Annotated in this window: 13 protein-coding genes and 1 pseudogene; 7 read left to right on the plus strand and 7 right to left on the minus strand. The window is 46.0% G+C overall.

Annotation, left to right across the window (positions count from 1 at the left end; genetic code table 11):
* Nucleotides 1–2 precede the first annotated feature (2 nt).
* Both MHI21_RS24320 and MHI21_RS24325 read right to left on the minus strand, forming a co-directional pair.
* The gene (locus tag MHI21_RS24320) at nt 3–887 is read right to left on the minus strand and encodes a sugar ABC transporter permease (protein ID WP_061829466.1); all 885 of its coding nucleotides are present in this window, start codon (nt 885–887) and stop codon (nt 3–5) included.
* Between the two features lie 67 nt (nt 888–954).
* On the minus strand, nt 955–2,274 hold the full coding sequence (locus MHI21_RS24325) for an extracellular solute-binding protein (protein WP_165177990.1): 1,320 nt from the start codon (nt 2,272–2,274) through the stop codon (nt 955–957).
* A 235-nt stretch (nt 2,275–2,509) separates the two neighbouring features.
* Here MHI21_RS24325 and MHI21_RS24330 point away from each other — a divergent pair, with 235 nt between their 5' ends.
* From MHI21_RS24330 to MHI21_RS24340, 3 genes are all read left to right on the plus strand, one after another.
* The gene (locus MHI21_RS24330; protein ID WP_342419045.1) at nt 2,510–3,685 is read left to right on the plus strand and encodes an AGE family epimerase/isomerase; all 1,176 of its coding nucleotides are present in this window, start codon (nt 2,510–2,512) and stop codon (nt 3,683–3,685) included.
* Entirely contained in the window at nt 3,682–4,881 is a 1,200-nt protein-coding gene (locus tag MHI21_RS24335) for a glycosidase (protein ID WP_250260144.1), read from the plus strand. The genes MHI21_RS24330 and MHI21_RS24335 overlap by 4 nt, the downstream gene beginning before the upstream one ends.
* A 249-nt stretch (nt 4,882–5,130) precedes the next feature.
* Nucleotides 5,131–6,144 carry a substrate-binding domain-containing protein gene (locus MHI21_RS24340; protein ID WP_342419046.1) on the plus strand — a complete coding sequence of 338 codons (1,014 nt, stop codon included), beginning with the start codon at nt 5,131–5,133 and terminating at the stop codon, nt 6,142–6,144.
* A 157-nt stretch (nt 6,145–6,301) separates the two neighbouring features.
* Here MHI21_RS24340 and MHI21_RS24345 read toward each other — a convergent pair whose 3' ends face one another.
* On the minus strand, nt 6,302–6,514 hold the full coding sequence (locus tag MHI21_RS24345) for a cold-shock protein (RefSeq protein ID WP_025721956.1): 213 nt from the start codon (nt 6,512–6,514) through the stop codon (nt 6,302–6,304).
* Nucleotides 6,515–6,633: 119 nt separating this feature from the next.
* Complete coding sequence (locus MHI21_RS24350; protein ID WP_023990890.1) at nt 6,634–7,149, minus strand: DUF2179 domain-containing protein; 516 nt, start codon at nt 7,147–7,149, stop codon at nt 6,634–6,636.
* Between the two features lie 156 nt (nt 7,150–7,305).
* On the opposite strand from MHI21_RS24350, the gene MHI21_RS24355 reads away from it, so the two are divergent.
* Nucleotides 7,306–7,482 carry a CsbD family protein gene (locus tag MHI21_RS24355; RefSeq protein ID WP_068939077.1) on the plus strand — a complete coding sequence of 59 codons (177 nt, stop codon included), beginning with the start codon at nt 7,306–7,308 and terminating at the stop codon, nt 7,480–7,482.
* A gap of 255 nt (nt 7,483–7,737) precedes the next feature.
* Entirely contained in the window at nt 7,738–8,784 is a 1,047-nt protein-coding gene (locus MHI21_RS24360; RefSeq protein WP_342419047.1) for a stalk domain-containing protein, read from the plus strand.
* An 81-nt stretch (nt 8,785–8,865) separates the two neighbouring features.
* Here MHI21_RS24360 and MHI21_RS24365 read toward each other — a convergent pair whose 3' ends face one another.
* The gene (locus tag MHI21_RS24365) at nt 8,866–9,663 is read right to left on the minus strand and encodes a copper amine oxidase N-terminal domain-containing protein (RefSeq protein ID WP_342419048.1); all 798 of its coding nucleotides are present in this window, start codon (nt 9,661–9,663) and stop codon (nt 8,866–8,868) included.
* A 238-nt stretch (nt 9,664–9,901) separates the two neighbouring features.
* Between MHI21_RS24365 and MHI21_RS24370 the strand changes: the two are divergent.
* Nucleotides 9,902–12,450: pseudogene (locus MHI21_RS24370) on the plus strand (LamG-like jellyroll fold domain-containing protein).
* A 110-nt stretch (nt 12,451–12,560) separates the two neighbouring features.
* Here MHI21_RS24370 and MHI21_RS24375 read toward each other — a convergent pair.
* The gene (locus MHI21_RS24375; RefSeq protein ID WP_061829474.1) at nt 12,561–13,742 is read right to left on the minus strand and encodes an NAD(P)/FAD-dependent oxidoreductase; all 1,182 of its coding nucleotides are present in this window, start codon (nt 13,740–13,742) and stop codon (nt 12,561–12,563) included.
* Between the two features lie 27 nt (nt 13,743–13,769).
* Complete coding sequence (locus MHI21_RS24380; RefSeq protein WP_013312528.1) at nt 13,770–14,201, minus strand: DUF1641 domain-containing protein; 432 nt, start codon at nt 14,199–14,201, stop codon at nt 13,770–13,772.
* A gap of 501 nt (nt 14,202–14,702) precedes the next feature.
* Between MHI21_RS24380 and MHI21_RS24385 the strand changes: the two genes are divergently transcribed.
* The gene (locus MHI21_RS24385; protein WP_023990896.1) at nt 14,703–15,098 is read left to right on the plus strand and encodes a rhodanese-like domain-containing protein; all 396 of its coding nucleotides are present in this window, start codon (nt 14,703–14,705) and stop codon (nt 15,096–15,098) included.
* The last annotated feature ends 3 nt before the right edge of the window (nt 15,099–15,101 follow it).

Raw genomic sequence — 15,101 nt, forward strand, 5'->3', positions numbered from 1 at the left:
GATTAGTCCTCCTCTCCCCGAATTAGCAACCGTTGAAGCAGTGTGACAGCAATCACGATCAGCAGCAGAACGACCGCCATCGCTGAGGCCAAACCGACCTTGCTGTATTTGAATGCCACATCAAGCGTCTGAATGACGAATGTTTCACTGCCGTTGGAGCCACCGGTCATAATATACGGGATGTCGAACGCACTGATCGCCCCGCTAATCGCCAAGATGAGATTCAATTGCAAAATCCGCTTGATACTCGGCAAAATAATAGAGCGGAATTGATGCCAGCGGTTAGCCCCGTCTATATCAGACGCTTCATACAGATCACTGGATATGGAGGAAATCGCACCGAGAAACACGATAAAGTTAAAGCCCATGTATCTCCAGATCGACGTGCCAGCCAGCGAAATATTGATAATCTCCGGGTTGCCCAGCCACAGCTTGACATACGAACCCAGCCCCATCGCCTGAAGCAGTGTATCAAGGGTACCGTCTGGCTTAAAAAAGAATAGAAAAATAAAACCAATAGCTACCCCGTTCATCAGGGAAGGAAAAAACAAAACGCCTTTAAAGAAATTTTTAAACCAGGTTTGAAAGCTGAGAATGGTTGCAAAATAAAGGGCCAGCCCCATCTGTACAAACGTGGCTACAAAGTAATACAGACTGACTTTAAACACCGAGAAATACTCGGGGTCGGTAAAGATTTTGATATAGTTTTCAAAGCCCACATATTCCAGACGCTTACTATAGCCATTCCAGTCCGAAAAGCTGTACTTAAACATATTGATCACTGGCAAGTACGCAAAAGTGATCAGCAGCGCTAGCGGAATAATTGAAAAGGCAACAATAATCGCCAATCTTTGTTTAGAGTAGCTGAGATTCGAAAATTTTAACATGCTGCACCTCCTGGCTATCCGTCCATCGACTGCTACGTCGATCCTTTCTTTTCGTCAGTTCAGATGGTTATTTTGCTTCCTTTGCAGCCACTTCAGCACGCGCCTTCACCCATGCATCGTTCAGATCCTTCATAATGGCATCATACGATTCCGGGCGGTTACCGACCGCTGCCTCAATAATGCGTTTTTTGAAGTCAGGCTGCCACAAGCCGATTTCTCCCTTTTTGTCGATTTTATCGACAATCCCTTCCTGTCCTTTTGGAGACGGAGTGAGCGTTTCAAAAACGACTCCCTGATCTTCGTATTGCTTCAAAATGCTAGGCATTGGGGCACCCTTCAGCGGACTAATGCTACCTGCCTGCTCTACGGCATAGTTGGACTTTTCGGTAAACCAATCCACCCAGGCACGGGCCGCCGGTTTATTTTCACTGTTTACGTTAATACCGAGGTTAAAATCACCAGCCAGAGGCACAAGTACCTTGGAGGCATTCGTCGGGAAAGGCATAAAACCGATATCATCCTTGTTAGAAGCTGTGCTTTTGATCTGGTCAATCGCCCAAGAGCCAAGCACCATCGTACCGATTTTGCCTTGAGCGAGATCCGCCTTGGAGGTCTCCCAATCTGTAGTCGTTGGATCTTTTTCAATCAGGCCTTTTTTAGCCGCATCGTACAGGACCTTATACAGTTCATAGTGGGGCTGGCCCTTCGTGAAATTGTCATCTGTATTCGGTTGTGTGACATTCACATATTCCTTCGTACCCGCCAATGTTGCCAGACTAGACTCCCACTGGGTCAGTGCCCAACCAGAGGCATAGTTCGTAAACAGCGGCACTGCCTTGGTTTTGTCCTTAATCTGCTGTAACGCTGTCAGGAATTGGTCCGGTGTTTTGGGAAGCTGCGTGATTCCTGCGTCCTTGAACACCTTTTTGTTATAAATCACACCAGAGTAAACCATCGCAATTGGAATACCGTAGCTGTTATGATCCACCGTACGTTCTTCAAGGCCGGTATACTTGTTTTTCATCTCCTCATAAGTACCCAGCGGCTCGAAAAAGTTGGGCAGCTCTTCAACTGGAATACTGCCAGGAATCAGCAAAACATCTCCATAATCCCTGGTCCCCATACGGATTTTAATTTGACCCTCATAATCGGCCAATGCCTGAAAATTGACCTTCACGTTCGGATAAAGTTTGTTAAATTCCTTGGCGTAATCCTGAAATACGGTATCCACAATATCAGTCCGCTGTGTGATAACCGTAATTTCACCTTCCACACCCTTCGGATCAGAGCTGGCAGCTGGCTCATCCTTCTTTGAGGTACAGCCAGTAAACAGCCCCGCTAACAAAACCACGGATAGTAATGACATCAAAACCTTGGACAACTTCATGAGACGACTCCTCCTGTTGTTTTCGAATAAGGTTATCGTTAAAGTAACAAAATCATTTTATTATGTTAGCGCTTACTATGTCAATTGCAATATTCTTTTTGTAAAGTGGAATGGGTCACATCTTATAAAAAAACACCAATTTAGCATGGTTGACAGTTTACAAACAGCTAGATATGATAATCCTGTAAAGTTAACGATAACCTAATAATTCATTTTCCGAAGGAGGCTTTGTCTCTTGGAAACATTACTGGACGAAATTAGACAGGAATGGAAGGAGCACATACTCCCATTCTGGCTTGGACTGAAGGATGAGACACACGGTGGGTTTTACGGCGAGGTGGACGTGGATCTGCACATTCATAACCAAGCTAACAAAGGCGGGATTGCCACTGCACGGCTACTCTGGTCATTCTCGGCGGCTGCCCGTGTAACAGGGGAAGATACCTATGCAGAAGCCGCACGACATGCATTCACATTCCTGCGGGATCACCTGCTTGATCCATTACATGGAGGAATGTACTGGATGGTGGACTACACCGGGCAACCCGTGGACACGTGCAAGCATGTATACGCGCAGGCATTTGCGATCTATGCGATAGCAGAGTATGCACGTGCCACAGACGACCCGAATGCATTACCACTAGCTATGGAGCTGTTCCACCTGCTGGAGCAAAAAGGATATGATCCCACCCGGCAGGCATACGGCGAACAATATGACCGATCGTGGAACACGCAGCCTAATGAGCTACTCAGCGAAAATGGGGTTACCGCGCATATCACCATGAATACGCATATTCATGTTTTGGAGGCGTACACCCAATTGCTGCGCGTCTGGCCAAATGAAGAGGTTCGAGATGCACTGACGAACGTACTGGATATTTTATATCATCGTGTTTACGATGCTTCTGCCCGACGACTGGGGGTATTTTTCGACCATGAATGGCGCTCTCTGCTTGACCTGACCTCATATGGTCACGACATCGAAGCCAGCTGGTTGATTGAGGACGCTATGAGTGTGTTGGGTTATTACCCGTCAGAATACGTGGATATGGTGATAGATATTGCCAATGCGGTAGCAGAGCGCGCTGTTCAGCCAGACGGATCGCTCATCAATGAGCGGGAAGGAGAGCGGGTAGACACCTCACGTATCTGGTGGGTACAGGCCGAGGGGATGGTTGGTTTTTATAATGCGTTTCAACGTACAAAAGACGAACGATTTTTGCAAATTGTCCGTAATCTGTGGGCCTATACTCGGCAATATATTATAGATTCGCGCCCTGGAGGCGAATGGTTCTGGTCAGTTCAAGCGGATTGTAAGCCTGATGCGAGAGAGATTGCAGGACCCTGGAAGTGCCCTTATCACAACAGCCGATTTTGCATAGAAATGCTAGAAAGGATGGAAAACCAATGATCCATAGCAAATATAATGAGCTGCGGTTGCAGCAAGAGGAACTGATTACACGCCCCAATGAGGTTAAAACTACCTTTTATAATGGTATCTACGAACGCTACATCTACCCAGTGCTCACACGCCATCATGTTCCACTTCACTGGCGGTTTGATCTGGATGCGCAAACCAATCCCTTTTTCATGGAGCGGCTGGGTGTAAATGCAGCATTGAATCCAGGGGCGATCTATCATGAAGGAAAATACATTCTTGTTTCGCGCACCGAGGGACTGGATCGAAAATCATTTTTCGCTTTGGCAGAAAGCGATAACGGCATTGATCAATTTCGATTCATTGACGCCCCCCTAGTATGGGAGGATATCGACCCAGAAGAAACAAATATGTATGATATGCGGCTGGTGAAGCATGAGGACGGCTGGATTTACGGTATTTATTGCTCAGAGAAAAAAGACCCTGACGCACCACCTCACGATACCTCCAGTGCTGTCGCTCAGGCCGGACTGGTCCGCACTCGTGATCTTCGTACATGGACCCGGCTTCCCAACATCACTACCCAGTCCCCACAGCAACGCAACGTTGTCCTGCACCCTGAATTTGTGGACGGTCAATACGCTTTCTATACTCGTCCCCAGGACGGATTTATTTCCACCGGCTCGGGCGGTGGCATCGCCTTCGGCCTGTGCAAAGATATTACACAACCCGTGATTGAACACGAAACCGTCATTGATGAGCGCTGTTATCATACGGTGTACGAAGCTAAGAACGGGCAGGGTCCTGCCCCAATCAAAACCAGTCGCGGCTGGATTCATATCGCTCACGGGGTACGCAATACGGCCGCCGGGCTGCGGTATGTACTATATACCTTTGCCACCAGTTTGGAAGACCCTACGCGCGTCATTGCCAAGCCCGGCGGGCACTTTCTGGCTCCTTATGATGAGGAACGCGTGGGCGACGTTTCGAATGTTATTTTTTGCAATGGGGCAGTCGTTAACGAACAAGATGAAGTCTTTATTTACTACGCATCCAGTGATACCCGTATCCACGTAGCGACGACCACCATCGCTCGACTGGAGGACTACACCTTCAATACACCATCCGATCCGTTGCGCTCTCTCGGCAGCGCCGCTGTCCGCCGTGAACTGATCCATCACAATGAAGCGCTATTGCAAGCACACTCCCGTCCTTCCCAGCGGACATAAGCCGCAGGCTTTATCCTGCTTGCGGAACCATGTATACTATCCATAGAACAACTGTTACCCGCAGGCTAATAGTTGTTCTATGGGCAGCCATGCTGCCAGTCTTTGTATCTTTACAAGACAACTTTGCTGCTAAGTCTTTGTATCTGTACAGGTGGCTAAGTTAATAATATATTCCCCCAGCATTTTTCATCCATTCTCTGGAATTATGCAAAGTGCTTATCTTTTTAAAATTGGAAGGCGGAACAGGAAATGAAGAGCAACGTTACGATGCGGGATATTGCAGATAAGCTGGGAGTAAGCAGCGTGACCGTGTCGAAGGCGCTCAATGACAAGGATGGGGTTAGCGAGGAGCTAAAAGAGCGTATTAAGACGCTCGCGGGCGAAATGGGTTATCGTTTCAATACCGTTGCCAAGTCCATGAAGGAGGGCCTCACCTATAACATTGGTGTTGTCATCCCTGAACGATTTACCGGCCCCGGCCAATCGTTTTATCTGCACATCTACCAGCAAATTTCACGGGCACTGGAGCCATATGGCTACTACGGTATCCTTCACATCCTCCATCGCGAAGACGAAGAACAGCTTAATCTGCCACGTATCTATTACGACCGCAAGGTGGACGGCTTCATTCTCCTGGGTCAAGTGAGCAAGCCATATATTGAGCTGGTACAAACCATGGACCTGCCCAAAATGTTTCTCGATTTTTATGATGAGCATGCCGATATCGACTCCGTGGTGACGGATAATTTTTACGGAGCCTACGAGCTGACCAACTATTTAATCGCCCAGGGACACCGGGATATTGCATATGTGGGCAATCTCTATTCCACCAGTAGTATTCAGGATCGTTTCCTCGGCTACTATAAATCCTTGCTGGAGCACAGGTTGCCCCTCCGTAACGAGTGGGTGCTCAGTGACCGGGACGACGAAGGTACTTATGTTGAAATGGAGCTTCCTCAGCCGCTACCAACTGCCTTTGTATGTAACTGCGATCAGGTCGCTCACAATCTGGTACACAAGCTCATTGGTCTGGGATACCGCGTACCTGAAGACTGCTCTGTGGTCGGATTTGACAACGATGTATACGCCACTCTTATTGTTCCGCAACTGACCACGGTCGGAGTAGACATCGAGCAGATGGCACGTACCGCGATTGATTCAATGATGAAAAAAATAAGCCATCCCGGCAGCCGCTTTGGTCGAGTCCTGGTGCAGGGACATATTGTATATCGCGATTCCGTGCAGCCTATCGAGAGACCATGATCAACGCATACCTTACTTGGGGACAGGTCACCCCTATTCTCAATGTTCCACAACCAAAAGCCGCTCAGCATGTCGCTGGAGCGGCTTTTGACGTTCATAAATTCTGCAGTGTGATCATCGTACTCACATTCAATTGTAGATTTTGCGAAATCCTGGATTAGGAGCGCTGGGCGACAAAGGAATTGCCCGCCCGATTGAGAATCGGCAGCATCCGCATTTCTTGCCCCATCGAGGCTTGGCAAAATGGACAAGCTGGCTCGTTCAAAAAGGTGAAATCCGTTCGCATCCAACCGTTGCAACCCTCGTTTGTACACGACCAAATAGCCGTATTTTCCTCTGGAATGATTTCCGGGGCCTGGCGTCTGTACATCTATATCCCCCCTCGGTTTTTATAGGGTAATATCCCCTGTCGGCTTACTGTTAATTCCCACCTGTCCGGGTATTAATATGCTCCAACCTCCGAAAAATATGCGCATTTTACCAAAATGTTTATTTACGGATAGCCTTGGTCCAGAAACCGCCATGAAATTGCTTCGGCTCTACTGTAATGACAAAAGCCTTAGGATCCAGCTCTAGAATGGACTGATACAGCTTATTCTGGTTTTTCCGTTTAGCCAAAATTTCCATCACCAGGCGCTCTCCATCACGCCCACTGCCCAGCCAGGCTGTAACGCCGTATCCCTTGTCCCGCAGCGCATTGGCAATTCCTCCATTGATCTCATTGCTGATCACCTTAACGGTGACATAACCGAGCGCTATTTTTTCCTCAATCCATGCTCCAATAAGAATGCCCAATGCATAGCCAATGGCGTATACTGCAAGACTTGCCACTTGATCCAGGTACTTAAGCACAACATTCAAGCCCAACACATAGACCGTAACTTCCACGGTGCTAATGAGCGCAGCAATGTACTTCTGTCCTTTCAGCGTCAGAATCATGCGCAGTGTATACGCCGATACGTAAATAATTTGAATAACGAGAATAAACAATAAAATTTTGAGCATGCGCTCACTCCCCACTTCACGTTCTGATTTAACCCGTATCCCACATTATACCCCCGTCTGTGATATACAGCCTCTGGTTTCGTATTACCCTCGCTCGGGTAATGACTAACTACAGCATGCTAAATGAAAGTTCAATCACATAAGGAGGGCTACAACATGAAGGATAACGGAATTAGCGATAAAATCAAAGGTAATGTGAACAAAGCCAAAGGTGAAATCAAGGACCAAATCGGGAACGCTACCGATAATAAGTCCCTTCAAGCCGAAGGCAAACTGGATAAGGCCAAAGGCCATCTTCAGGAAACAGCAGGCAAACTGAAGGACGGCAAATAATCCTGAATGGATAACCTCGACGCACTGTTTTACCAACAAGTCACGCTGTCTTGTGCAGCGGGCTTGTTTTGTGTTGTTCGGATACTTTTGGAAAAACTTTTGCGCAAACAGGGCAACTTTTACGGTTGCTGTTGCGTCTAACCAATATAAGCACAACCCATAATGACTCTCCAAGCTGTTGGATTTTGTAGGCATTAATGTTACTCTAGTCTATGAACCAGGCTATAATTCTTAAATAAAGGGGTAGACCAACGAATGAAATCACTGAAATCTATCAAAAAACCTGTCATCATCACTGCCGTATCCGCCTTGGCCATATCCGGGGCTCTTTTCAGCCAATCCACATATGCCGCACAAGTGACTAAGCCGATCCAAGCAGTATATAACAATATTAAAATTATCTACAACGGAACCGAGGTTCCTGCTGATGCTAAAACAGAACCATTTCTGCTGGATGGCGTGACGTATATCCCGCTGAAGCTGGCAGGTACAGCTTTGGATAAAAAGGTAACATGGGATGGTACAAACAAACGCGTAGTCATTGCCGACAACGGCGTTCCGATTGATCAGTCTACAGTGACGGCGTTGAACAACCAGATTACGACGCTGACTCAAGAGCTCAACACAGCAAAAGCAGCAAACACGACGAAAGACGCTACCATCGCTCAATTGCAAAAAGACAACCAGACGCTAAAAGATGAAGCGAGTAAAAACAGCTCTAGCTCCTTGAAGGATCTCCAAAAGAAACTGAACGATGATCACAGGGATGACTACAACACCAACTCGGATATCACTCTGGATGGTAACAAAAACGATATTACGGTGACCATCGAAATGACAAAATCCAGATGGACTGAGCTATCTGACAGCAGAAAGGAAAGCTTCCTGGAGGACATCGTGGAAGATATTTTGAAAGAGTATAAAGATGCCGATGTAGAGGGTACGGTTAAAAACTCTAGTAATAGAGATAAATTAGCAACCTTTACAACCAATAGCAGAGGCGATGTTACTTTGAAGGATGTAGCTTCTTCCTTGGATGCAAGTACGATTCAACGCGATTTGGTTAATAGATATGGCAATTACGCTGGCGTTGGCTTTGATTTCACAGTAAGAGGCGACAGCAGTGAAGCTAGCGTGGATGTATATGTAAAGACTGACGCTTGGAACAATACACTTACTAATGCGCAAAGAAACTCTCTTATAGAGAATGTTCTTTATGAGCTTAAAAACAGAAACTCGGTATCTCGAGTAGTGGGTAAAATTAAGTCTAGCGAAAACAGCAACACGATAACTTCGTTCTAAATCGCACTTTTTTCAAAAAAAGCGACAAAGGCTACAAAGCCTTTGTCGCTTTTTTATGATGTACAAGAAACATACATTCCACTACTTAATTAATCTGCCAACAGAAGTAATATATTTTATATAATCTTCATCCGCATTGGTCGTATCTATATTTCTCGTATAAACCAGATTACCAGGACTGGTTATTTTAACTTTGTAAAACATACTGGGTTTAGAATAAGGATTTACACTATAGGTCCCTTTGCTATAAACAATCATAGGATTAAAGTCAATTTGCTTGAAGGCGGGCGATAAGTCGCCCTCGTACATAGCATAAATATTCAATATGCCTTTCCTGCGATCCCAATCAAAGGAAGTAAGATCAAACGCATTCGCATCAATGACTTGGGCCAAGTCTTGTCCCTTAAACCTCATAAGAACTGGACTTTCCGTAAAGCTATCATGTCTTAGTTTCAATAAGCCACGTTTGGGATCCCATTCCATCTTCGCATCTGTATCCTTCAACAAAATGGATACCGGCAAAAACATTGCGTTGCTTTTCATGATGGGGACTGTGTCCATTGTCATCGGCTCACCGTTAACTGATATTTCGGGTGATCCAATCGTTGCCGTTACATTACGCCCCAACAGATCGACAGCAGCCGTCTTGTTCGCTGCATTATAAGTTACTTTGCCACCCAGTATATCCTCAGCCACTTGGAGCGGTATAAGCAGCCTTCCCTTCGTATCCACAAAGGGGGATGCAGGGTAGGTGTATAAAACGTAATGATCATTGACCTTCAAGTGTATGGGGGTATGAGCTTGAGCTGATGTCGAATTGGAGTGTGCAGTAGCAAAACTTAGTAGAATCATAAGGCAGACCAACAGTCTGATTTTCATAATGCTCTCCTTTGTTAGCGTTTAGGCTAAAACCAAAATTATTTTAAACAATCGTTCTTATTAGCCTTTTCTTAACTAGATTACCCTCACAAAATCACAACGTCAACCATAATTTATAATTTTTACCTAATAGACAAGTGATTCATAAATACATTAATAATACTCATAAACATAAAGGTATTTAGCAATAAAAGCAGAATATATCACTGTACTCCAATTCAGAAAGGGGCAAATGTGTATGATGAGAAGTTTTGTTAAACGTAAAGTCAGGAAAAGCATTGCAATAACACTAACATTATTATTAGCAATCGCAAGCGCACCATTAGGTGCAATAGACGCGGCGGCAACGGTGCCAGACCAGAATAATAAGCAGGATGCGCCAACCTTCTCTAATGTATCGGTTCATGACCCTTCCATTGTCAAAGACGGTGACACTTATTATGTATTTGGGTCACACATCTCTGCGGCGAAGTCAAAAGATCTTACAAACTGGACTTCTTTTGCAAACGGTTACACTACGCCTGGGAACACACTTTACGGGGACTTATCGAAGAATCTAGCTGGATCTTTCGCTTGGGCGGGTGAGAATGATGCGGATAGTAAGGGAGGATTCTCGGTATGGGCGCCCGATGTATTTTGGAATGAGCATTATGTCAATGAGGATGGGACAAAAGGGGCATATATGATTTATTATAGTGCATCTTCCACCTACATTCGTTCCGCGATCGGCATTGCAGTTGCACCCAAAATCGAGGGTCCATATCAATATGTGGATACAATTATACACACTGGTTTTACGAAGGAGACTGCATTCGATAAAGATAGCAAGGTAGATAAAAAATGGACAAATACGCCGATTCAACAACTCATTAAGGAAGGCAAGCTCGAGGGGCTCAGACCAGGATGGTTTAATACCGATGGTTCTTATGCGAACCGGATGTTCCCAAATGCAATCGATGCAAGCGTTTTTTACGATGCAAATGGGCGCTTGTGGATGACGTATGGATCATGGTCCGGGGGAATATTTTTACTGGAGCTGGATAAGCCAACTGGCAAACCCATGTATCCAGGTCAAGATGGAACTACGGAGGACGGCCGTCTGATTGATCGTTATTTTGGCACCAAGATTGCAGGTGGATACGGTGAGTCCGGGGAAGGTCCGTATATTGAATACAACCCAAAAACGGGTTATTACTATTTGTATGTAACCTACGGCGGTCTTTCAGCCGACGGAGGGTATAACATGAGGTTATTCCGTTCTAAAAAACCGACAGGACCTTATAAAGATGCCAAAGGACAGAATGCTGTTTTGCCGGCAAACACCAAAAATACAACTTATGGCAACAAGTTGATAGGTAATTTCTTGTTCGATAGTAAGATAGGAGACCCCGGTACAGGCACTGGCTACGGCTATGTTTCCCCTGGACACAATTCTGTATACACCGATCCTGCTACTGGACAAATGTTTGTCGTCTTTCATACCCGATTCCCTCAGCAGGGGGAGACACATGAGCTGCGTGTACACCAAATGTTTATGAATCAGGATGACTGGCCTGTCGTAGCTCCTTACCGTTACGGTGGCGAGACGCTAACAAAGCTGGATGAGAAACAATTCATTGGCGATTATCAATATATTAATCATGGTAGTGATTCTTCGGCTACGATCAAGAATACACAATTCATTCAGCTTAGAGCAGATCATACCATCGAAGGCGATGTCCAAGGAACATGGCGCAAGTCGGGAGAGGCGAATATCCAATTAACACTGGATGGTGCTGTATTGGATGGGGTGTTCTTAAGACAATGGGATCAGGTTACGAATCAATACATCCTGGCGTTTACAGTTTTATCGAATAAAGGTGAAATGGCTTGGGGCAGTAAGCTCCCTGATATGACCGATACGACAGTAGTGGACAGTGTATATCGTGAGTTAGATCTTGGCGATACAAGTCGGGTGACGGCTAGCCTGAATCTTCCGAAGGAAGGCAGTCGGCAAACCCGGATTACCTGGAAAACTTCAGACCAAAGCGTCATTACGGATACAGGTGAAATCAAGCGTCCAGGAATCGGAGAAAAGGCTGCATCTGCCACTTTGACGGCTACCATTACCAAAGGAGAACGTAGTCGGGACAAAGTTTTTAACATCACGGTATCCCCTTATGAGAAAGCAACATTGACTGCGTCATACACATTTGAAAATAATCTGGAGGATCAGCAGGATGCTTTTGCTATGGCAAAGTTATCGGTGACCGAATCGATCGCCAGGGAGGAAGTGTATCCTACGCTGAAGGCGTAAAGGGCCAAGCTATAGTCCTTGATGGAAAGTCAGGCATTGCTCTACCTGAAGGACTCATATCCAGCTCAGCATATTCCGTGTCACTGTGGGTAAAACCAAGCGATTTAACTCTGCATACACCAACTTTCTTTGGAGCTATGGATAGTAACCACTGGATTAGCCTTCTGCCCAGAGGACCCGAGAAGGATAATACAATGGTCTGGTCCGGCAGCTCACTTTGGTATACCGGCAGTACTGGCCTAAAGATCAAAACAAATGAATGGACCCATCTCGCCTTCACTGTAGAACGTGGGGTGTTAGCCGTGTATGTGAATGGCGAGCTTCAATTTATCGGTTCAGAATTCCCCGATGTCTTTACCTCCAAATCTGGAACATTCAGCTTAGGTGTCAACTGGTGGGACCCTGCGTTCAAAGGATCTATTGATGATCTGAGTATATTTGAAGGTGCGCTCCCCCCTGTACAGGTGGCAGAGTTAGCGAAGATGAAGTGAATTAAGACTAATGAATCGTAAGCAACTCTAGTGTCGAAAAGAAAAGCTACAAAAAAAGAGAGCGCTGAATAGCGCTCTCTTCCAATGAAACATATAAAATATAAAGAATATTAATAGGCCAATGCAAAAAGTCCTTTGATGTGGGACAAGTAACGGATGTTACTGCCTTCCTTCATCAAAGTAGCTACAGCGCCTTTCAGTTGGGTGCCATTCGCGCCTACAGTACCGATCGCGTCTGTTCTGCCCAAGCTGCCCAGTGTACCGGAGAAGACTGGTGTAAAGCGTTCCATTTTCGCTCCGTTGAAATAAGCGAAGATGTTGTAACCAACTAATTCGCCCATTTGCCAAGCCAACTGTGCAGTTGGAGGGTATGGACGCTCGCCTTCACCCGGGAACACCACTGCGCTGTCGCCAGCGAGGAAGATGTCTTCGTGAGAAGTCGATTGCAGTGCACCATTCACAGTTGCGCGACCACGGTTTACTTCGATACCAGATGCGCCAACCAGTGCATTACCTTGTACGCCGCCTGTCCAGATCAGTGTGTTCGTTTTGATCGAACGTCCGTCTTTCAAGAGAACTTCGTCAGCTTTCATTTCTGTAATCGGAACACCCGCTACGATTTGAACGCCACGTTTTTCAAGGCTTGTTACTGCACGATCAACCAGTGGTTGAGGGAAGCCTGCCAAAATAGATGGTCCAGCTTCTACGCAATACAAGTTGATATCTTCGTAGTTAATACCTTTTTCGCGACAAATTACAGGCAATTTGTCAGCATATTCACCCACCAGCTCAACGCCTGTCAGACCGCCACCACCGATAACGATTGTAGCGTCTGCTTGGTTACCCGATTGCTTGTAAGCATCCAGACGAGCTTCCACATGTGCGCGAATGCGATTGGCTTCTGCCACTGATTTCAGCGTGAAGCTATGCTCTTGCAGTCCTGGAATACCGAAGTAAGCCGTTTCGCTGCCCAGGGAAATAACGAGAGCGTCATAGCTCAACGTAGCACCACTGGCCAAGGTTACTTTTTTATCGTCAGGCTTGATTTCGGAAACAGTATCCACTTTCAGGATAATTTCTTTGTTACGCAGCAGTTTTTCCAAAGGAAGCGCAACAGCTTTTTCGGCAATTGTACCTGCCGCCAAACGGTGCAGTTCCGTAATAATTTGGTGCGACGCAAAGCGGTTAACCACTGTAATGGTGGCTTGGCTAGCGTCCATATGCTGGCGTGCTGTAAGAGCGGCCAGCAATCCGCCGTATCCGCCGCCCAAGATCAAAATTTGCTTCGACATGTCCATCCTCCGTTCTCGATCAGGTAATTATTTGCTTTCGCGTTGGCGCTCATTCAGAATATCCAGGAAAGCCTGGCTGAAACGCAGCGTTTTTTGTACATTCGGATCTTTAAGCATTTTGAGCAGGCCAAACAGACCTACACTGCCGTCCGTAGTTTGTACACGGTCATTTGCTTCAATTGCAGCAGAAGCCAATCCTTTAGCCGAATCTGTAACAGGCTTCACAAACTCTCCCATGGAGCTTTTCATATCTCCGATAAAGACAGGGTCAGTCGCCAGACTGCGAGCTACATCATAAGCGTCGGTCATCAAAGTAACCATCTCAGTCAACTTGGGCAGATTTTCTACCAGCACGGTCAGCGATTGCTGAACCTCCGGTTTCATCAATTGGTCCAATACATCCCGAGACTCTTTGGTAGCTTCCTGTGTTACTGCCACCTCTTGTTGGTTTTCAGACATGCGTGAACGTCCTCCTTTACTGTGAAAATAGAAGTCCATTCCTTTCTCGTAACCTGTATCCATAAACTCTAGCAATAAAACGTTCATCGAATTCACGCCCTTAAACATGCAAGAAGCACAGCTAAAACCGGCCTATACCCTACAGGGCAAGACTGATTTATCGCAGATGCCAATTGTATATTGCTCAGACGGTATTCTGTTGTTACTGCTGCGGAATATTCCACGAAGCGCTCCTTCGTGACTACAACAGGCCGAAACGGAACCCTATACCTCTATATTACACCTTTCACGACACAATCGTCGAAGAAATTTTAAATTTGCACAAATTTCTGCAAAATTTTTATTGTTATTTTAGATAAAAATTAGAATAAGCTCGATTTTTGTCCAAGTTTCCCTTAAAAGAAGGGTCATCTTATGCTAGAGGAGGGTAATAAAGAGAGTGCGTTTTAGTTCGATAATATAAAAATAACACAAAATATATTCATACGGAGGTTTTAAATGATGGCTAAAACATTTGGAGATATGGTTCAAGAAGCGAGGCAGCACGTTCAGGGCATTGATTCACAGGAGGCACGTCAGCGAATGGAGGCAAATCCAGATACATTTGTTATCGATGTACAGGACTCCCATGATGCAGGCGCTTGCGGTCTGATTCGCGGAAGCGCCAATATTTCATTGGGCATGCTGCCCATCCGCGCTGACTTGGAGGTTCCACAGGATTTGCGTGACGAACGTCTACGTGACCGCAACCGCCCGATTATCACCACTTGTGGGGCAGGCGGACAAGCTGCATTGGCAGCTTATACACTCCAGCAGATGGGCTTTACCAATGTAGCTTTTATCGAAGGCGGAACAACAGCCTGGAAGGAATCCGGCTTTGAAGTAGAACTGTACTAAGGG

This window comes from Paenibacillus sp. FSL H8-0168 (assembly GCF_038592955.1).
GTDB classification, from domain to species: domain Bacteria; phylum Bacillota; class Bacilli; order Paenibacillales; family Paenibacillaceae; genus Paenibacillus; species Paenibacillus polymyxa_B.